Here is a 20,068-nt window from a genome sequence, read left to right on the forward strand (position 1 = left end):
GATGTTCATCCTGCGCTTCCTCTGGGCGGTCCTGACATCGCGCTGGCTGTGGACACTGATTGGGATCACGCTGCTTTCGTTGGTGATCTGGGTATTCGGGCCGATCGTCAGGGTCGGGCCCTACGACCCTTTCGCCTCGGACAATGTGCGCATCGTCATCATCGCGCTGCTGGTCATCTTCTGGCTGATCTGGCTGATCGTTGCCCAGCGTCGGGCGATCCGTGCCAACCGGATGTTCGTCGCCGAAATCGCCGCGCCGGCGGTAGAGAAGCCACTCAGTCCCGGCGAAGAGAATGTCGCTGCCGTCGGTGCCAAGTTCGCCGAGGTCATGGCCGAGTTGAAGCGCCGCAAACTGGGCGGTCGCAAGTTCCTGCGCGAGATGCCTTGGTACGTTATCGTCGGGCCGCCGGCCACCGGCAAGACCACGGCCTTGCGCCAGTCGGGGTTGAATTTTCCGATCGACCTGACCGACGACCTGCAAGGGGTCGGCGGCACGCGCAATTGCGACTGGTTCTTTTCGGAGAGTGCGGTTCTGATCGACACTGCAGGCCGCTATGTCCAACAGGAGAGCCAACCCGACGTCGACGCAGTGGAGTGGCTGGGCTTTCTCGACCTTTTGAAGAAGCACCGGGGCCGTCGCGCGCTCAACGGTGTGATCGTCGCGCTTTCGATCGATGTGCTTTCGGAGGGCGACGACACCATCAAGGCGCATGGCCGCAAGATCCGCCGTCGGCTGGCCGAGCTCAACGATCGCCTCGAAATCCGCCTTCCGGTCTATCTGATGCTGACCAAAGCCGACCTGATCAAGGGGTTCGAGGCTTTCTTCGGCGGTTTGTCGACGGCTGCGCGCGAGCAGGTCTGGGGGACTACGTTCGCACTCGACGCGCATGTCGATGCAAGGACCATCGAGCGGGAAATCGCGACGTTAGCAACCGAGCTCGAGCGGCGGCTGGTGCCCCGGCTGGAGGACGAAGACAAGCTTGCTGCCCGCGCCGAAATCTTCAGGTTTCCCGCCCAACTCGCCAGCCTGTCCGAGCCGATCCAGGTACTGATCGAGGCGATGTTCGGCGAAAGCCGGTATGAGGAGGCCGCTTGGCTGCGTGGCCTTTATCTGACGTCGGCGACCCAGGAAGGGGCGCCCATCGATCGGCTGACCGCAGCGCTGTCTGCCTCCTTCGGCCTTCCGCCGCGCCGGGCGTTGGCCGCGCCGCGTGTCGAAAAACGCAGCTTCTTCCTAAAGAACCTGCTCACAGAAGTCATCTTCAAGGAAGCCGGCCTCGGCACCTTCGATCCGCTGGCGCAACGCCGCCGCGCCTGGATCTGGCGTGGCGCGGCCGCCGCATGTGCCGCAGCCGCCCTGCTGGTCAGCGGCCTATTCACCTGGTCCTACTACGACAACCGCAACGCGATCACGGCCCAGGCAAGCCAGTTCGAGGCGCTGCAAACGCCACTGACCTCGGCCGCGGCAAACCCGGCATCCGTAGAACAGCCTGCCATCGATGTCGCCCTCAGTGCCCTGGATGAGGTCGCAAATGCCCGCACCCCGCCGCCTGGCGCAGCACAGGATTTGCTGGGGCCATCATCCTCGGCGGAACTGGTGCGGGCACAGACCGACACTTACGACCATGCTTTGCGTAACGTTCTCGAGCCGCACATGGTGGCGCTGCTCGAAGCGACGATGTGGCGGCAGATCCGCGATCCGGATTTCATGCTTGGCGCGCTGAAGACCTATCGCATGATGACCGGCCTTTCTCAGATGGATCCAGACTTCGCCCAGAGCTGGTGGGTCAACAGTCTGCCTGAATTCGCCGCGGCTGCCCCCTTTCCGACAGCTGACGCCGAAGAGCACCAGCTTGCCGCGATCCGTCGCATGGCGGTTGACGCCAGTTATATCGCCCCGGACCAGGCACTGGTTGCAGAGGCACTGAAAACCGTCTGCACGATTTCCTTGCCGGCGCGTGCCTACAAGCAGCTGCTGGCCGACCCGGCGGTGGCTGCGCTCAAGGAATGGATTCCTGCCAACTTCGCCGGCCCCAACGGCGCCAAGGTCTTTGCGCGGCGTTCCGACAAGACGCTTCGGGTCGGCATTTCGGGAGCATTCACCTATGCCGGCTTCCATGACGCCATTCTCGACCGGGTCGAGGATGTCGCCGCCCAGGCAGCACTCGACCGGGCGGTGTTCGCCGGCGGTTGCTCGGAAAATTCCGAAACCTCGGTGTCGGCGCTGTCAGAGGATATTCTGAAGCTTTATTACGACGACTATATCGCGCAATGGGACAGCTTCCTGCGCGACATGAGGCTCGCGCCATTGACCGACCTCAATGTCGCCAGTGAGAACCTCAAGGATCTTTCAAGCGCCGACTCCGCGCTGAAGCGCCTGGTTACCGCGGTGGTCCAGGAGACCGAGCTTACGCGATCCGATGAAGCGCCGACAAACGACAAGGCCGCGGCGGCAGGTGGCTCGAAACTGCTCGGCAAGCTGGGCAAGCTTGGCAAGATCGTAAAAACCGGAGCAAAGCTTTTGCCGCGTGCGGGCTCCGCCGACGAAGTGGATCTTACCGGCAGTCTGGTAGCCGAGCATTTCAAGCCGCTCAAGGGTGCCATCGCCGAGGTCGACGGCCAGCCGCCGGCGCTCGACGCCGCCATTGTCGCGCTCACCGCACTGTCCAACGTGCTGCAGACGGTGACGGCCAATCCCGATCCCCAGGACGCCATCAAGAAACAGGGCGGCCTCGCCGAACTGACTGGAGCGGTTGCCAGGCAGGCGCAGATCCTGCCCGACCCGGTCGACGACTGGTTGGGCGGCATTGCTGGCGATACCAGCGGGCTGACGCAGAAGGCGGTCACCTCGGAGCTCAACGCCATCTGGCGCGCCGACATCCTGCCGTTCTGCCAGGCAGCACTCAACAACCGCTATCCTTTCAGCCCGGACAGCGCCGTCGACGTCAATGTCCGCGACTTCGCCCGCCTGTTCGGACCAGCAGGACTGATCGACACCTTCATCAACGACCACCTGATCAGCTATGTCGACACGTCGGCGCAGCCATGGAAATGGCGCGCTGATTTCGGCCTCGACCCCTCGGCACTGGCCGCGTTTGAACAGGCAAGGCGGATCCGCGATGATCTCTTTCCCGGCGGTACTGGCCCGCTTATGAGCTTCACGCTCGAACCGAAGGATCTGTCGCCCAATGTCGCGCGCGTGACGCTCAATCTCGATGGCCAGAACCTCGTCTATTATAACAACGCAACGAGGCCGCAGCCGATGACGTGGCCTGGCAAGGACGGCACGGGCGTCATCTCGCTTGCCTTCCAGCCGATCGATGGCTCGCCCGAAATCTTGCTCAACGAGACCGGCAGCTGGGCGTGGCTGAGAATGTTGCGCAGCGGTCGCTTCACAGGCACCTCGCTGTCGGACGTCTACAGCCTGCGCCTTGGCACAAAAGGCATGTACGCCGATTTCCAACTCAAGGCCGCCAGCGTCGAAAACCCGTACAACCTGCAAATGTTCAAGAAATTTTCATGTCCGCCGCAGATATGATCCTGCCCGGCTTTTACGGCAAGATGCCTGCCACCGGCGATTTCGTCACGCGGCGGCTGCCGGGGGATTTTGTGCGCGTCTGGGACCGCTGGCTGGCGCAGCACATTGTGCCGCTGATGGGCTCGGAAACCTGGCCGCGCGGCACGGCGCTACGGTTCCTAACGGGTCCGGGCTTTGTCGACGCGTCGGCGGGCATTATCTTGCAGAGCGTCGATAGGGTTGGCAGGCAGTTTCCGTTGAGCGTCGTCGCGCAGCTTTCTGAGGCTTCCGTTCAGCTGGCTCGCGCCGATGCGTGGTTTTCCGGGATCGAAGAAGCGGCCGTCGCCGCCCAGCAGGGCGAGCTGACGCCTGGCGAATTGGATACCGCTTTAAGCGCGCTGCCAGTACCGCCTGTCGAGCCGGGCGAAGAGGTCATCAGCGATATGGTGATGTGGACAGCGCGTTCGGACATTTTCGACGTCGATCCGCTGTCGCCGCAAGCTACGCTGGAGCAGATCTTTGCCGCCAACTGGGAGACCAGTTGATGCAGATCTGGAACCAGATGGGGTATCCGCACGAATTCACCATGGGCATGGACAAGGCCGGCCATGAGTGGATCGTCGTGGTGGTCAAAGGCACGTTCGACTTTCCCGCCACGCCCGGCGGACCGGTACAAAAATCGGTGGAACAGATTCCGCTGGTCATGGCCGACACGCACACCGGCGTGCCTGGTTATTCGGCCACGTTATGGGAAACCGATTTCGCCTTCCGCAAGCCGCGTTGTGACGTGATTGCCAATGCCTTTGCCTATGCGCCGGGAGGACGTCCGGCCGAACGCGTGCCGGTCGGCATCAAGGTGGGCAATTGGTCGAAGCTCTTCGAGGTCGTGGGCCACCGCGAGTGGCGCTCCGTCGGGCCAGTGTTTACTGCCACGTCGCCACAGCCCTTCTTGCGCATGGCAATTTCCTACGATGTCGCCTGGGGTGGCACCGACCGGCTCGATCCAGAGGACAAACTGCCAGCGAGTCACAAATACAACCCGGTCGGCACCGGCTGGTCGCGAACCAAGAACCAGCGCCTCATTCCCGGCCTGCGGCTACCGAATACGCAAGCTGTCGGTGAAGAAATCCGCTCGCCATTCGGCGACTATAAGCCGATGAGTTTCGGTCCGATGGGCCGCGGCTGGCCGGGACGCATCGAATTTGGCGGCACCTATGACCAGAACTGGATCGACAATGTCTTCCCCTTCCTGCCCCAGGATTTCGACGAGCGCTACTTCCAGATGGCACCGCCGGACCAGCAGATCGACCTGCCAAGAGGTGGCGAAGAAGTGCAACTGGTGAATCTGACACCTGACGGGCGGGTGAGTTTTCGGCTGCCATCGACAGCATTGCCGTTGACGCTGTTCGAGGGTAGGCAGAAGGCCCCCGAGCGCGTCACCTTTCCAGACACTGTCCTCTTCGACCCGGAGAACAGACGCTTCTCGTTGGTCTGGCGCGTATCGCAGCGCATTCACCGTACTATTCTCGATTTCAGCGAATGCTGGATCGGCCCGCCGACCGAGGCAATGGTGCGGATACGAGCTGCGGCTCGTGCTTATTCTCTCTTCGATGAAACGACTGCGGCGCAGAAGGCGGAGAACACGTGAGGCCGGCACTCGACATTCTTTCGGTCGGCATGGTTACGGCGGTTGGCCTTGACGCACCATCGGCTTGCGCAGCGATCCGGGCTGGGATTGATGGCTTTCAGGAAACGCGTTTCAAGGATGAAAATGACGAGTGGCTGATCGGCGCGCCGGTACCTCTGCCACGCAATTGGATCGGCGAGAAACGAATGGCGCATCTCGCCGCAGGCGCAATTGTCGAGGCATTCGAAGAAGTTCCGGAAGCGCGTGGGCAAGCCGCGCTGATCCTTTGCTTGGCAGAGGAAGACCGCCCAGGGCGGCCGGTAAGAAGCACGCTGCGTCTGCTCGACCGTATCGCCGAGATCACCGAAGTCGAAAAGCATTCGCGGTCACGGGTGGTTGCCCATGGGCGACCGTCCGGACACGTGGCGCTTGATCATGCGCGTCGGATGATTGTATCGGGCGAAATACCATACGTGATGGTTGCCGGCGTTGATAGCTATTTGACGACCTTGGCCACGACGTATTACCTTAAGGAGCGTCGACTCCTAACGTCCGACAATCCAAACGGGTTTATTCCTGGGGAAGCGGCGGCGGCAGTTTTGTGCGGGCCACCGAGGCGGGGGGGATTTCGGCTAGCGGGACTAGGCCTTTCGCGCGAGGCGGCCTCTATTTACAACAAGCAAGACTTGCCGCTCAGGGCGGACGGTATGACGTCCGCTTATCGCCATGCGTTGGGTGAGACTGGAATAGAGATGAACCGCCTCGGCTATCGAATTTCAGATCTCATCGGCGAACAGTATTGGTTTAAGCAGACGGCGCTGGCATCGATACGGCTGGTGCGCAATCCGTGTCCGTCCCAGGATCTGTGGTCGCCTGCGGAAACCCTTGGCAATGTTGGTGCGGCGGTCACGCCTCTGATGCTCGGAATGGCACTAATGGCGGCAAGAAAGAACTACGCGACGGGGAACCCGGTGCTTGTCGAGGCTTCCAACGATGCAGGCGCTTGTGGAGCTGCCGTGCTGGCTGCGAGGGCCGCCTGGTGACTGTCTTCGCCAACGGACTGGAGGTGGCCGCAAAGGCCCAGGGCAACAAGGTCATCGCGGCCTTTCCAGATGTCTGTTTCACTCCGCCCGAAAATCCAGCGACACCGCCAGGGGTACCGATCCCGTATCCGTCATTTGGAATGGACTCGGATACTGAGAAGGGCACCGGTACCGTCAAAATCGGCGGAGAGAACATCACCCAAAAGGACAAATCGGACTACAGCAAGACCACTGGCACGGAAGCCGGCAGCGCAGCCAAGAAAGGAGTCATCTCGTCCACTAACACCAGTAAGGAATACGCGCGAGCGTGGTCAAGCAATGTAAAGGCGGACAGCCTCCCTGTCAGCCGGTTCTCAGATATCTCGACAAACAATCATACAAGCGATCAGGTTGGAAACACACCTCCGCAGGCTAAGGTGGGGAGACCGGGACCTGGTGGCGGGTCGGCGCCAAAGACCAAGTGCCCGTGCTGCGGGACAGAACCCGCCCACGCCAATCAGGTGAAAGCCAACGGCGAGATGTGTGATACTGTCCCCGAGGCCGAATACTACAAGGAGCGCATGCAGCGGGCGAACGCTAAGATCGTCAATATTGAGGAAACAGCCAAAGCCGGTACGTTAGGCTTGGTGCCTCGCATGAAAGCGTGGGATCAGTACGAAAAACGCAAGGAGGCGTCTAAGACCGTAGCAAATGCACGAGCAACGGGAGAAAAATGCCCAAACCTGCATGAGGAGGATAAAGATTGCGGTGTCCACTTCAAGGGAACGCGTAGCTATTCCGAAATTCTTGAGCAAGCAGACCCGGAAAAGAAGAGAGAATTAGAAACCAAGCACGCTGGAAGAAAGAACGAAAAAGACCTTATTCACGTCGACATACTGCATCATGTCCGTACAAAAATACTTGGAATTACCGATTCTGTGAAAAAAGCGATAATAAAACGGGACGGCAAAGGCACCGGAACAAACACGGGCAAAGTGCACCACATGACCCCCATAGATGCCGGTGGATGTCCCGATTCCCCCAAGAACTTGATAGGCCAAGGCGCCCTTTCCGGCGAATGCGACAAAATCAATGAGGCGCAAGGCACGCTTCAAGGAATAAACCCTTATCCATGACATTCTCGGCGCGCGGCAAACTTTTCCACTTCGGGACGAACGAGTTTCGCAGCCGTTCGACGCCAGCCGGAGCGCGGCTGCTGCAGATATTTGAAGAGTGCAAGAAGGGAAACTTCGCATCATCTGCAATGTTTCCAACAGTCTTCGAAGCCTCCCCCTCGGTGGAAGTAGTTATCGACGCGTTTGCGCTGTTGCCGTACGTCACACCAAGGACCTTGCTCCTGGATGTGGCGGACCCAATTCGCCAATCGCTGCAGCAAGATAGCCAATCCATTGAATGGCTCTGCATCGCTCTCTCAAGGAGCGGCATTTTGGATGCGACGCAGAAGGCGGTCTGGTTCTACAGAGATGAAGTCACCGTCGACAGCGATACCGACCTTCCATACCATTTGTCGATCACCTTGGAGGCTTCGGTCGGAGATATCTTCGATGGACCGCAAGTTGTGCCGGATTCGATCGATGAGTATGAACCTGGGCGTCGCCAATATGACGTAGTTGAATACGCGAAAGCCGTTGAGCTAAAAATCAATGAGATCCGTGCAAATTTTCCTAATTCTTCGCGCCAGTCCTTTCTCTACGGCAAGCCCGTAAACATTGAGGATCTGGCGCTCAATTTGTTGAATACCCTTGGGGAGACCTATGACAACGAAGACGTCGTTACCGCCAGAAACCTAATAGAGGCATTCACCGGATTCGACCTTTCGCAATTTTACAAGAATATTCAGCTGAACCGAAAACCTGCGGCCGCTGCCCTTGAGCAACTCTTCGACGAAGTCGACCTGTTCGAATTCAGACCGGGAGTTCGCTATTTCTTTGGGAGGGAAATACCAGACTGACCAGGAGCACGTACGCTAGCCGCAACCGATGTGCCCGCATTGGTGAGATATTTTCGAACCTTCTCAAGATTGAGATCGACGATGCGAACAGTCGATCTGGTCGTCAGCATTCGAAGGACGAAAAGCTCTCCAGCCTCAGGAAACTCGTCGTAGCGCTCCTTGACGATTTCCTTTCCCGCATCTCCGGCCAACCGCAGCCCATCCAGATGTGCTTCTAGTCTCTCGACCAATCTAGCCATCCGCTCATCGTCCATCTCGGGATTTTCGCCGGGATGCAGCAGATTGTAGTCGTAGACAGTCCATAGAAACGCCGCCATTTCGGCGTGCTGGCGGACGATTTCGCGTAGGATGGGCGCCGGCATCAGTTCAGATTCACGGAACCGCCCCGGATACGATTCGCGGCACTGGCATGACTCGTCACATAGGTGCCGCGAATGGTGATGCGGCCATCCTTTTCCATGATGATCACGGCCTTGCCACAGCGCAGTTCGATGCGTTCCTCGCCTGTGATTCTCACCCGTTCGCCGTCGCGGACGACATGAGGAGCTACCGATTTTCCCTTTGGTTCAACGATACGCCCGACAATTAGTGGCCGGCCTAGGTCGCCGTCCTCAAACAACAATGCGACCTCGGAGCCAATCATATCGGAATTCAGCTCAGCGAGACTACGAGCCGGAAGGGCCGTATCCTTCGGATTGCCCGGAAACACAACGAGCGGGCCACCTTCGCCGAAACCGAGAAAAATCCCGATTACGACGCCTTCGATTCGTTCGATGATCTTTGCCACCTGACGGTTTCCTCAGTTTTGTTTGATTTCCGAACCCTTCATGACAATGTCACCGGACGCTTTGGCGAATATCTTGCCGCTGCCGGTTATTGTTATGTCCTTTCCTTTGATGCCGATCGTTCCATCCTTCTTCATTATAATGGAGGCGTCGCCGCATTTGATCGTGATCTCGTCTCCGGCGTCTATGACCAGCTTCTTCCCGACACCAATCGAGCCGTCCTCGGCAATGGTAATCCCGCTGCCCTTTGCTATCTTGAGCGCGTGGGCTCCGCCGATATCGGTGATATCATCCGCGGCTACCTTGGCTGTCCGAGCCTTGCCGATCTCTGTTGATTGCCCACCGCCGATGTTGACGCTCTGGTTGCCAGTTATGTCGATGCCCTGGTTGGCTCCGATCTTCCAACTGTCGGAAGCGCCGATGTCGTGACTTTGGCCGAGACCCACGCTGACCGACCGTGTCGCCCCGATAGTGTTCATCTGCACCGCCCCGACGGTTCGGGTCTCGGCGGCGCCGACCGAATCGATACGAGCCGCGCCAACAGTGATTGTTTGAACTAATCCTACGGTCTGCGAATGGTTGGCATCGATATTCTCGGTCGAATTCGCCACAACGTGAATCGTCTCGTTCGATCCGACCGTCAGCGACCTGTTCACCCCCACCGTCTCGGTATCGTTGTTGCCGATATCCGTGGTCTGGTCGACGCCCACCTTGACCGTCTTGTTGTTGCCGACGTCCTCGTCGAGGTTGTGGCCGACGGAGTGCTTGGCGTCGTGGTCGATGCGGTCGGACTGGTCGTGCTGCACAAGCTTGGTGCGGTCGTTCTTGATCAGAAGGTTGTGGTCCTTCTGCGCCTGGAAATTGACCAGTTCGGAGCCGGCCTTGTCCTCGAACATCAGCTCGTTGTAGCCGCCGCCGCCTTTCGACGAGTCGGATTTCCAGCCGGATTGCGTGGCGCTGCCCGGCAGTCCGTAGGGCGGCATCTGCGAGGCGTTGTAGACCCGGCCGGTGATGATCGGCAGATCCGGGTCGCCTTCGATGAAGTCGACGATCACCTCCTGGCCGATGCGCGGGATCTGGATGAAACCCCAGCCGCTGCCGGCCCAGGTCTGCGAGACCCGCACGAAGCAGGAGCTGTTCTGGTCCTTCTTGCCGAGACGGTCCCAGTGGAACTGCACCTTCACCCGTGCATATTTGTCGGTGAATATTTCCTCGCCGGACGGGCCGACCACCGTCGCCGTCTGCGGGCCGCGCATGATCGGCCGTGTCGTGACCCGCGGCGGGCGATAGGCCAAGGCGGTCGGCGCCACGCCGAGGATCACCTTGAAGTTTTCGCTTTCGACATCGGCAAGGGCTCTGTAGCCCGGATCGAACAGCCTGTATTCGGCGCTGACCACCAGATACTCCTGGTTCTGGTCTTCGCGCGGAAAACCGTCCAGCTTGAACGTGCAGCCGGAATACAGGCCGCGCACGGTGCCGACTGCAGCAATGCGCTGGTGCACCGCCTGGATTTCCTCGCGCCGGATTGCCGCCAGGCTGTCGCCGCGGCCTACTTCGAGATGCGCGCCGGGCTGACGGTAATTTTCACCCGTAGCCAGCTTATGACTGAACGGCTGGGCCGATTTGGCCATCAGGTCGGCGCCCGGCTTCTTGAAGTCATAGTCGGTATGGACATAGGCGCCCGGCCGCACGGAGCTGCCCGGAATCCATTCGGTGATGTATTCGACATCGCGCCGGGAGCCCTGCCCTTCAAAGTGATAGGGCACCTTCTCGTACCCCGGCGCCGGCTTGAGCTTGTTCATGGCATCGGCGAGCACAAGCGTGTGCTTGCCCTCGCCATGCTCGAAGAAATACAGGATGCCCTCATGCTCGAGCAGCCGCTGCACGAAGTCGAGATCGGTCTCATCATATTGCACGCAATATTCGCGCGGCGGATAGGAACCTTGCAGGCGTTTCTCGAATTTTGCCGTGCTGTATTTCGAGAAAACCTCTTCGACGATTTCGATGACGCTCATGTTCTGGAAAATACGGCAGTCGGTCGTATTGCCGAGAAACCAGAGCCATGGCCTGACGACTGCTTCGTAATAGGCCAGTCGATCCTCGATCCGGGTGAGGCGAAACTCCGACACGATGCCGCTGAACCAGCGCTGGGGGTCGGCTTCACCTTCGATCGAGACGGGGCCACCCAGCATCTCCAGCGGATCGATATCGTGGCTGGGGCTCACGAACCCGACCGTATAGGCCAGACAACGACTGATCTCATCGCGCCCGACGAGATGTGTAAAGGTCAACAGTTCAGCGCCAACTGGCGTTTGCACAACCGTGGCACGTTGTTCACTTGGCATGGGTCGTGCCCCTCCTCGGCCTGGCGGCCAGCCCAGTGGATTTGAAGATCCTAATCAGGAACTCGAAATCACATCAAACCCTGATGGTTGCCAGTCCATTTCGAGCGTACCACATGTTTGTTGTGCAGGCCAAAGCTGACCACGAATAGGACCGACTGGGATGCGAATATTGGGATTAGCCACGCTAAAAACATGGAGTATCCTGTCGGCAAGGCCGCCAGCGATCACACAGGCGATTTCGCATGTTAATCAGTCTGCAGATCAGCAACGTCGATGCCCTGCCCGCTGGCGTGTCGCCCGGTTACAGATCGCGTAATCGCAGCTTCAAAATCGGGCGCGAACATTGCGACTGGATCTTGCCCGACCCTGACAAGTTCATCTCCGGCCGGCATTGCCAGATCCGATACGAGGCAGGCGCGTTTTGGCTGCACGACATTTCGCGCAATGGCACTTTCATCAATGGATCGAGCCAACGCATCACCGGTCCGCGCCGGCTAGACCACGGCGACAGGCTCCTGGTCGGCCGCTATGTCATCCTTGTATCGATTGACGACGAGCACGCAACGCCAGGTCATCCGGAGGCTGACCGAGGTTCGACGCAACGACACATGCCGGTCGCGGCCGATCGGCTGCCCGATTCCGGAGGCGAGCCTTTTTTCAGTTCGGCAGAGCGATGGCTCGGGCAAGCGCCGCCATCGACATCGTCGCTGCCTGCAACCTTGCCTTCGACGACAGACGAGGTGCTGCGGGAAATTGCAATCGCCGCAGGCATTTCGCCGGAATTGTTCCAGTTGCGTGATCCGCATGAAGTCGCTGCCGAAATCGGCGCGGTGCTGCGCACGGTGGTCGAGCAACTGGCCATGCTGCTGAAGGCACGTGCGGCTGCAAAGACATTAGCCAAGAGCCCACACCGGACGATGATAAGCTCCGCTGAAAACAATCCTCTCAAATTTGTCCCAGGCACCGACGACATACTCGAAATCATGTTCGCGCGGCGCAGGGCCGGCTATCTCGATGCCAGGCACAGCGTCGAGGACGCATTCCGCGATCTCAAGGCGCACGAATTTGCCACCTATGCCGCCATGCAAGCAGCGCTCTCGCGACTGCTTGATGACCTTTCGCCGGAGGCGATCGGTAAAAAGCTCCCGCCGACATCGTTTACCTCGAAGAAGGCCCAAGCATGGGACGCGTTTGTCGGGACGTGGAGGAGCATGGAGGAACCACACGAAAACGGCATGCTTGATATATTCTTGGCCTATTTTGGCGAAGCCTATGCAAAAGCTGACAAGCAAAAATAGACCGGCCCAACAGACTGCGGCGCTTTAGCAGACGAAGAAAGACGCATCGGCGCGCCGCATCATGTTCCAATCGACAACATCTGGGATTACGATCACATACGACAGTTCGCCAAGCGGGTAAGCCTGATTGACCTGGGGGTCTGCGGCAAATGTCACATTGCGGCGCCATAGTTTCTTGTAGCTCCGGACCGCCTTGCCGGAAGGACCATTGCCTGCCCTATCCAGCCAGGAAAGATCTGGCGCCTCTCGCACGCGAGCGCGGACACTGCACGGCAGCGGCATATCGGCGATGAGCTCGAAGGACGATCCTTTCGGCCCGGTCCGCAAGACCGTCATCCGCACCAATCCACGACGCGGGCAGAATGCGAAACCAGCCGCAAACGAACCGATTGCGAAGACCGTCGCGCCCCCGCATGTCAAGGAATCGACAGTTTTCGATCCTGACATAGGTCGGCATATGCCGCCGGACTGGAGATCCGGAACCATTCTTTATCAGGGAGCATCGTCCGGTACAGCGGCCAGAGCCGAGGCGGCCGGGTCAAGGCCGAGCATTCAGCAGGAGGTGCTGCTCGGCGCCACAGACACGGTAAAATATTCGACGGCAAATCCGATCCTCGCTGGGTCAGCACCGTTGCTCGTCCTGTTCGGGCATCTCAGGCTCGTGCCGGTCGAAAGACAGGCGGCGCCATTGGCCGAACATATCGCCGATGCGATCGAGAGGTTCGACTGGACGCTGGAGAAGTCAGGGGTTCCCGAAGAGGATACGCGGATCGCGAAGTTTGCCCTTTGCGAAACGGCCGACGATCTTGTCGGCAACCTGCCTTGGGCCGGCGAGGACACCTGGGCACAGCACAGTATGCTGTCGCGGTTCTTTCACATCGAGCCCACCGGCGCCGGCTTTTACGAAGCACTGAACAAGGTGCTGGCCAATCCTGAGCCACACTTAGACCTGCTCGAGCTGATGCATGTCTGCCTATCCCTGGGATTTGAGGGCCAGTATCGTGGCCTGGCGCGCGACGATACCAGTCTCGAACCTGTGCGGCGCGACGTCTACGAGACGCTTCGCTACTTCAGAGCCCGCGCCGGAGAGGACATCTCCCCCCGCTGGCAAGGCATGGCCGCTATGATGGTGCCGTCTTCGACCCGCCTGCCGCTCTGGGGAGTTGCTGCAGCGGCGTCAGCCCTGGTGACGGCCGCGTTCTTCACGTTGCGGGCGTTCATGACCGATGAAGGCGATGCTGCAGCCAGACAATTGCTGGCGCTCAATCCCTCGACGCCTGTGACGATCGAGCGCGCCAGTGTGGTACCCCCACTCGCCAAACCGGTGACAGCCGCCTCGCCTGCCGTGACCGGCCAGATCGACCGCATCCGCTCAGCACTGCCCACGCAAGTTGAGCGCGGCGGGATGACCATCGGCACAAAAGGCGACTTCATCGTAGTGGAGATCAACAATCAATTGTTGTTTCAGCCAGGCAAGACCGAAGTGAAGCCCGAGTTTCTGCCACTGGCCACACAGATTGCCGCAGCCCTTGAGCACGAGCCAGGGCCAATCACGATCGTTGGCCACACGGATAATGTGAAACCACGGAAATCAAGCACGTTCAAATCGAATTTTGACCTTTCGGTCGCCCGCGCGAAGGCTGTTGAGACAATGATCGCCGCGAAGCTTAGCGATCCCTCGCGAGTAACCGCCGAGGGCAAGGGCGAAGATGAGCCAATTGCCGACAATGCGACGTCCGAGGGCCGCGCCAAGAACCGCCGTGTCGACGTGATGATCCTCAAGGAGGAAACGCTGTGAACACCGCCGGTGGGAAACGCCAATGATGCGTTGGCTGCCGCGGATATTCAGCACGGCCGCGTTGGCCGGTTTTGCGGCGGCGATCTGGTTTGCTGGACCTTTGATCCGCTTCGCCGATATCCGGCCGCTGGGACCTGTCTGGTTGCGTGCGACAATCATCGGCACGATCATGGCGACCGCGGCCCTCGTTTACGGAGTGCGCGCTTGGCATGTGAGAAAGGCGCAAAAAGCGATCGAGACGGTCATTGCCCGCAACGACCGGCGCAATGACGATTCACCGGTGCTCGAGGCGCGCATGAGTGAGGCCATCGCAACACTCAAGCGGTCGAGCGGCAAGCGCAATTTCCTTTACGACATTCCCTGGTACATCGTCATTGGCCCGCCGGGCGCCGGCAAGACGACGGCACTGGTCAATTCGGGTTTGAATTTTCCGCTTGCCGGTTCAGGACACGCCCAGCCGGTGGCCGGTGTTGGCGGCACCCGCTCCTGCGACTGGTGGTTTACCGAAAAGGCTGTGCTGATCGACACGGCGGGACGCTACACCACGCAGGATTCCAATGCTGGAAGCGACAGCAAGAGCTGGCTTGCGTTTTTGTCACTGCTCAAAAAACACCGCACCAGACAACCGATCAACGGGGTTATCCTGGCCATCAGCCTTGCCGATCTCATCAGCCTCGATGACCAGCAGCTTGACGCCCATGTCGTTGAAATGCGCAGTCGCCTGAGGGAGATCCACGAGACGCTGAAAATCCAGTTTCCGGTGTACCTGCTGTTCACCAAGGCCGATCTTGTTGCCGGCTTCATGGATTATTTCGGCAGTTTCGAGGAGCCGCGCAGGCGCAAGGTCTGGGGCGCGACATTCCAGACCACGGACCGCAACAAGAACATGGCCGGTGAGGCTTCGGCCGAATTCGATGCACTGGCGATCCGCTTGGCGGACGAGATGCCTGATCGCCTGCAGGAAGAGCCTGACCCGGTCTCGCGCATATCGATCTTTGGCTTTCCGGCCCAGTTTTACGCGCTCAAGGGCCGAATTGCCAATTTCGTGACCAGCCTGTTCGATCCGGTCCGTAGCCAAGTGAACGTCAGCTTGCGTGGGCTCTACTTCTCGTCGGGGACCCAAGAGGGAACGCCGATCGATCAAGTGTTGGGCGCAATCGGCCGCAGTTTCGGCAACAATTCCCGCCCCCACCTGTCCGGGACCGGCAAGAGCTTCTTTTTGCACGATCTCCTGACTGATGTCATTTTCGCCGAATCCGGATGGGTTTCCTATAACCGAGCGAGCGAGAGGCGGGCAGCGGCCCTCAGATATGGCGGCTTTGGCATCATAGCCTTGATCACTGCAGCGGCCCTTGGCGCGCTCGGGATGAGCTTCATGGCCAACCGCTCGCTGATTGCCTCCACGACGCAGGCCACGAGCCAATATCGCGAGACAGCCGACGCTCTGCTCAAAAGCACGACGGTCACCGATGTCGACCTTGAAAACGTCATCGGGCCGCTCGACCAGTTGCGCAACATGCCGGCCGGTTTTGAAACCAGTGACTTACCGACCCCGATCGAGGAAACGATCGGCCTTAGCCAGCGGGAAAGGCTTCTTTCGGCATCGACAACGGCCTACCGGCAAGCACTGGAACGAATGTTGCGGTCGCGTCTGCTTGTGCAGGCGGAGCGGACCGTCCAGGCGACGACGGCTGAGCCCGCCGCGCTCTACGAACCGCTCAAGATCTACCTGATGCTCGGCGGCAAGGCACCCAAGGTCGATGACGCATTGATCATCTCCTGGATGAAGCAGGATTGGGAACAGAACCGGTATCCAGGCGAGAGCAACCGCGAAGGACGTGCGCAGCTCGAAAAGCACCTGCGCGCCATGCTTGCGTTGGACGATGCCTATGATCCGGTTTTCGAACTCAACCAGCCGCTTGTGGAAGCCGCCCAACGTTCACTCGGGCGCATGAGCCTTACCGATCGTGCGTCCGCATTGATCAAGTCGGCGGTGTACGCGGCTGCGCTGGACGATTTTTCTGTTTCGCAAAAAGGCGGGCCGGAAGCGCAGCTTGTGTTCGAGCGCGTCGATGGCGGCGATCTGTCGAAGCTTCGTATTCCCGGTCTCTACACCCATGCCGGATTCAACAGCTTTTATCTCGGACAGCTTTCGCGCATTGCGCAGACGCTCGTCGACGACCAGTGGGTCCTGGGCGGTGGCGGCGAGCAAGGCGGCATCGATCAGGAGTTGCTCCAGCTCGGCCCCGAACTTCTCGATCGCTACGGCAAGGAGTTCGCAGCCGCGTGGAACAGCGTTCTCGATGGTTTGAAATTCAAAGCCATGCTGAACGACAAGCCGCACTATGTCGCGCTTTCCGCCGTTGCCGCACCAAGCTCGCCGATCGAACAGCTTTTTACCGCGATTGCCGAGGAAACAGCCCTGGCGCGCGACCCTGTCTCCGGCGAAGACTCGGGCACTGGGGTGATAGCCGGCACCCTCATGCGCCAGTATCAGGATGTCGCGGACATGGCCAAGGGCCTGGCTCGCATCGGCATTCAAATTAGCTCCGCAAAGTCGCAAAGCCGTGCCGGTACGGGGTCCGCGAAATTTCAAAGCCAGAGCCCTGGGGCAAACATCGAAGCGCAGTTCAGGTCCTTCCAGGCTCTGGTAAGCGGGCCTTTTGGACACCGACCCATCGATGCGCTGACCCAGAATTTTCGCGACATCCACCAGAGTCTGCAACTGGCAACCGAGGTCCCCTTGCAGACGGAACGTGTCAACGCCAACCTGCAGCTGCAGATAGCCACCCTTCGCGCCAATGCATCGCGTCTGCCCAAGCAACTCGGCAGAATGGTCAACGCAACTGCAAACGAATTTGAGGGCAACGCGGCTGAAATTTCCTTGACGAATTTGAACGAGATGCTCGGCCAGGCCGTCACGCAGCCCTGCGAGGAGGCGGTCAACGGCCGCTACCCCTTCGCCGGCGATGGTACCCAGGATGTTGCGATGGCGGACTTCGCCAAGTTGTTCTCTCCAGGCGGCCTGATGGACCGGTTCTTCGCACAAAACCTTGCTTCCTTGATCGACATGAGCGGCCAGGACTGGAGCTGGAAACGGGATGCGCGCTTTGGGCGCGACCTGTCGAAGTCGACGCTGAAAAACTTTCAGCTGGCTGCTGAGATCCGCGGCGCATTTTTCCCGTCGGGTGGGTCAATGCCGTCGGTCAACCTGACCTTTACCCCGTTCTCGCTGAACGGTGATGCAGATACTGCGGTGCTCGACGTCGATGGCCAGATCGTCCAGAGCAATCAGGCGGGTAACACGCCAAGCACTGTGTCCTGGCCGAGCGGTGCGGCCTCGGCATCCGCCAGTCTGAGACTGATGCCGGAAATGCCGGGCCGCGAATCCGCTATCAGCTTCGAAGGGCCGTGGTCGCTCAAGAGGTTGCTGGACAAGGCGACGATCACCAGCAAAGACGGCACTGTTGAGGCGCGCTTCGTAATCGGCGGACGCGACGTCAGCTACACGATCCAGACCGGTTCCGGACCCAGTCCCTTCTTACTTCCCGCACTTTCCGCATTCAGCTGCCCGAAGGCGTTTTGAGAGGATTTGAGCCTCACCTGGTGCAACTAGGGCGCCAAAGCTGGCTGCGATCCCGCGTCACGGGCTCAAAGCTAAATTTCGATACTTTAATATTCCAGCCTGTGGCAAAGTGGCAGCAGCGAGCGCCTGAAGATGCGCCGCAGAGGACGCTTTGAGAAGCGCTTGGTGGCAAGGTGAGCGATGTCGCCCTTTCCTTTGAAAGCTTCGGCGTGAGCCACAATGGCTGTGTCCGTGAGCACAATGAAGACAACTATCTAGTCGAGCCACGAACCGGCCTGTGGGTGGTGGCCGACGGAATGGGTGGACATGAAGCCGGAGAGGTCGCTTCAGCCAGCATTGTCGATCATCTGGCCACGATCGGCATTGCTAGTTCCGCGCCGGATCTTCGTGCGCGCTTCGAAGACAGGCTGAGCCGCGCCAACGCCGACATCCGCAGGATCTCCGAATCTCGCGGCATAACCATCGGCTCCACCGTTGCCGCCCTGTTGGCGATGGATGGGCGATTTGCCTGCCTGTGGGCGGGCGACAGCCGGGTTTATCTGGTCCGTAATGCCTCGATCTCGCAGATCTCGAGGGACCACACCGAAGTTCAGGAACTTCTCGATCGCGGCATGATCAGCGCAGCCGAGGCGCTCACCTGGCCGCGCCGCAATGTCATCACGCATGCGGTCGGCGTCAGCGACGAAATCGTCATCGATTTCCAGCAAGGCGAAATTATGCCGGGAGACATCTTCGTGTTGTGCACAGATGGGCTGACGGCGCATTTGACCGACGCCGAAATCGGGGCCGTGGTGGTGTCTGCGACCCCTCAGGCGGCTTGCGAAAATCTGCTGCAAATGGTGCTGGCGCGGGGCGGAACAGACAATGTCACCATTGTGCTGGTGAAGTTCGCAAACGGGCACAACGGACACCCCCCCTACCCTGATCTGTCCAGAGCGGAGGGTTGAGGCTGATGAGCGCCGACGACAAGACGCGAATATCGCCGCAACTGGCCAATACCGCGGTCGGCACGCAACTCAGCGGCATCTACGAACTTGACGAGCGGATCGCATTCGGTGGCATGGGCGAGGTCTACCGTGGCCACAACATCCAGACTGGCGACCACGTCGCGATCAAGATCGTCCTGCCCGAATTTGCCCGCGACCCGACGATCTTGTCCTTGTTCCGCAAGGAAGCGTCAATCCTCAATCACCTGTCGCATGATGCGGTCGTGCGATATCACGTCTTCACCATCGATCCAGGCATCGGCCGTCCCTACCTTGCCATGGAATTTGTCGACGGCGAGTCGCTGTACGACATCATGCGACGTGGCCCGATGCCGACTGAAGAGGTACGCAAGCTCTGCCATCGCCTCACGTCGGGTCTGAGCGCCGTGCATCAAGCGGGAGCAATTCACCGCGACCTCTCGCCCGATAACATCATCTTGCCAGGGGGTAGAGTCGACCACGCCAAGATCATCGATTTCGGTATTGCGCGATCGGCGACCGTCGGCGGGGAGACCCTGATCGGCGGAAAATTCGCGGGAAAGTACAACTACGTTTCGCCCGAACAGCTGGGGCTGTACAGCGGCGACGTCAGCGAGCAATCCGACATCTACAGCCTGGGGCTGGTGCTGGTTGCCGCTCTGCGCGGGAAGCCGATCGACATGAGCGGGTCGCAATTCGAGATCATCGAAAAGCGCCGGACCGTGCCCGACCTGTCCGACATCGAGGACGATTTTCGTGGCATTGTTGAAGCCATGCTGCAGCCGGATCCGCGAGACCGCCCAGTGAGCATGGCGGAAATCGCCAGAATGACGCGTGACGAGGACGAAGGGACAACGCCACCAACGTTCGTCCCGACCCGCGATCGGCCGGGTTTGCCACGAGCGGGGCAAACCCTTGCGCCTGAGCCCAAGGCCCAGCCTTCCTATGATTTGGGGCGCAACGCGCCTGTGACGGCAGCTTCCGGTGGGCAGCGCTTCGTCCCGCATGTCCGGCCTGCGCTGCTGTCCGAACCGCGGGCTTCAGCAGTCGCCAGCCCGCCCCCCGCCGGGGCGCGGGGGGGGGCGGGGCAAGGCCCACCACCCCCCACCCACGGGGGGTGGGGCGTCGGGCCCCGGGCACGCGGGGCGGGGGG

The 20,068-nt window shown here is 59.9% G+C and carries 14 protein-coding genes and 1 pseudogene; 12 read left to right on the forward strand and 3 right to left on the reverse strand.

What is annotated here, in order from left to right:
* Position 1 precedes the first annotated feature (1 nt).
* Genes tssM (NKI17_RS27205) through NKI17_RS27230 form a run of 6 tightly spaced genes read left to right on the forward strand, consistent with a single transcriptional unit; the run spans position 2 to position 8,138 of the window.
* The gene (gene tssM / locus NKI17_RS27205) at positions 2-3,538 is read left to right on the forward strand and encodes a type VI secretion system membrane subunit TssM (protein WP_352725103.1); all 3,537 of its coding nucleotides are present in this window, start codon (positions 2-4) and stop codon (positions 3,536-3,538) included.
* Entirely contained in the window at positions 3,535-4,062 is a 528-nt protein-coding gene (tagF, locus tag NKI17_RS27210) for a type VI secretion system-associated protein TagF (RefSeq protein WP_352725104.1), read from the forward strand. Before tssM (NKI17_RS27205) ends, tagF begins: the two co-directional genes overlap by 4 nt.
* Positions 4,062-5,165: a DUF2169 family type VI secretion system accessory protein gene (locus tag NKI17_RS27215; RefSeq protein ID WP_352725106.1), complete on the forward strand. Its 1,104-nt coding sequence runs from the start codon at positions 4,062-4,064 to the stop codon at positions 5,163-5,165. The genes tagF and NKI17_RS27215 overlap by 1 nt, the downstream gene beginning before the upstream one ends.
* On the forward strand, positions 5,162-6,187 hold the full coding sequence (locus tag NKI17_RS27220) for a beta-ketoacyl synthase N-terminal-like domain-containing protein (protein WP_352725107.1): 1,026 nt from the start codon (positions 5,162-5,164) through the stop codon (positions 6,185-6,187). The genes NKI17_RS27215 and NKI17_RS27220 overlap by 4 nt, the downstream gene beginning before the upstream one ends.
* Complete coding sequence (locus NKI17_RS27225) at positions 6,184-7,302, forward strand: DUF4150 domain-containing protein (RefSeq protein ID WP_352692830.1); 1,119 nt, start codon at positions 6,184-6,186, stop codon at positions 7,300-7,302. Before NKI17_RS27220 ends, NKI17_RS27225 begins: the two co-directional genes overlap by 4 nt.
* Positions 7,299-8,138 carry a hypothetical protein gene (locus NKI17_RS27230; RefSeq protein WP_352692832.1) on the forward strand — a complete coding sequence of 280 codons (840 nt, stop codon included), beginning with the start codon at positions 7,299-7,301 and terminating at the stop codon, positions 8,136-8,138. Before NKI17_RS27225 ends, NKI17_RS27230 begins: the two co-directional genes overlap by 4 nt.
* Here the strand turns inward: NKI17_RS27230 and NKI17_RS27235 are convergent.
* Genes NKI17_RS27235 through NKI17_RS27245 form a run of 3 tightly spaced genes read right to left on the reverse strand, consistent with a single transcriptional unit; the run spans position 8,108 to position 11,268 of the window.
* The gene (locus NKI17_RS27235; protein ID WP_352692834.1) at positions 8,108-8,500 is read right to left on the reverse strand and encodes a hypothetical protein; all 393 of its coding nucleotides are present in this window, start codon (positions 8,498-8,500) and stop codon (positions 8,108-8,110) included. The two genes, NKI17_RS27230 and NKI17_RS27235, sit on opposite strands and share 31 nt — an antisense overlap.
* A complete protein-coding gene (locus tag NKI17_RS27240) occupies positions 8,500-8,925 on the reverse strand; it encodes a DUF6484 domain-containing protein (protein WP_352692836.1) in 426 nt (141 codons plus the stop codon). Before NKI17_RS27240 ends, NKI17_RS27235 begins: the two co-directional genes overlap by 1 nt.
* Positions 8,926-8,937: 12 nt before the next feature.
* Complete coding sequence (locus tag NKI17_RS27245) at positions 8,938-11,268, reverse strand: type VI secretion system Vgr family protein (protein ID WP_352692837.1); 2,331 nt, start codon at positions 11,266-11,268, stop codon at positions 8,938-8,940.
* Between the two features lie 242 nt (positions 11,269-11,510).
* Here NKI17_RS27245 and NKI17_RS27250 point away from each other — a divergent pair.
* The 6 genes and pseudogenes from NKI17_RS27250 to NKI17_RS27275 all read left to right on the forward strand — a co-directional run.
* Positions 11,511-11,732, forward strand: a pseudogene (locus NKI17_RS27250) (FHA domain-containing protein); the annotation flags it as partial.
* A 144-nt stretch (positions 11,733-11,876) separates the two neighbouring features.
* Positions 11,877-12,566 (forward strand): type VI secretion system-associated FHA domain protein TagH, encoded by a 690-nt coding sequence (gene tagH / locus NKI17_RS27255; protein ID WP_352725139.1) that lies wholly within the window; start codon positions 11,877-11,879, stop codon positions 12,564-12,566.
* 289 nt (positions 12,567-12,855) lie between these two features.
* Positions 12,856-14,364: a type VI secretion system protein TssL, long form gene (gene tssL / locus NKI17_RS27260; RefSeq protein ID WP_352797468.1), complete on the forward strand. Its 1,509-nt coding sequence runs from the start codon at positions 12,856-12,858 to the stop codon at positions 14,362-14,364.
* A gap of 22 nt (positions 14,365-14,386) precedes the next feature.
* The gene (gene tssM, locus NKI17_RS27265) at positions 14,387-17,950 is read left to right on the forward strand and encodes a type VI secretion system membrane subunit TssM (protein ID WP_352907032.1); all 3,564 of its coding nucleotides are present in this window, start codon (positions 14,387-14,389) and stop codon (positions 17,948-17,950) included.
* Between the two features lie 173 nt (positions 17,951-18,123).
* On the forward strand, positions 18,124-18,897 hold the full coding sequence (locus NKI17_RS27270; protein ID WP_352725110.1) for a PP2C family protein-serine/threonine phosphatase: 774 nt from the start codon (positions 18,124-18,126) through the stop codon (positions 18,895-18,897).
* Positions 18,898-18,902: 5 nt separating this feature from the next.
* The coding region (locus NKI17_RS27275; protein WP_352907033.1) for a serine/threonine-protein kinase at positions 18,903-20,068 on the forward strand (1,166 nt) is incomplete at its 3' end.

This window comes from Mesorhizobium sp. M0816 (genome assembly GCF_040320005.1).
GTDB lineage: Bacteria > Pseudomonadota > Alphaproteobacteria > Rhizobiales > Rhizobiaceae > Mesorhizobium.

Coding starts and splice junctions, on each gene's coding strand:
- tssM (WP_352725103.1), top strand. CDS start 2: ATGTTCATCCTGCGCTTCCTCTGGGCGGTCCTGACATCGCGCTGGCTG.
- tagF (WP_352725104.1), top strand. CDS start 3,535: ATGATCCTGCCCGGCTTTTACGGCAAGATGCCTGCCACCGGCGATTTC.
- NKI17_RS27215 (WP_352725106.1), top strand. CDS start 4,062: ATGCAGATCTGGAACCAGATGGGGTATCCGCACGAATTCACCATGGGC.
- NKI17_RS27230 (WP_352692832.1), top strand. CDS start 7,299: ATGACATTCTCGGCGCGCGGCAAACTTTTCCACTTCGGGACGAACGAG.
- NKI17_RS27235 (WP_352692834.1), bottom strand. CDS start 8,500: ATGCCGGCGCCCATCCTACGCGAAATCGTCCGCCAGCACGCCGAAATG.
- NKI17_RS27245 (WP_352692837.1), bottom strand. CDS start 11,268: ATGCCAAGTGAACAACGTGCCACGGTTGTGCAAACGCCAGTTGGCGCT.
- tagH (WP_352725139.1), top strand. CDS start 11,877: ATGCCGGTCGCGGCCGATCGGCTGCCCGATTCCGGAGGCGAGCCTTTT.
- tssL (WP_352797468.1), top strand. CDS start 12,856: ATGAGCTCGAAGGACGATCCTTTCGGCCCGGTCCGCAAGACCGTCATC.
- tssM (WP_352907032.1), top strand. CDS start 14,387: ATGATGCGTTGGCTGCCGCGGATATTCAGCACGGCCGCGTTGGCCGGT.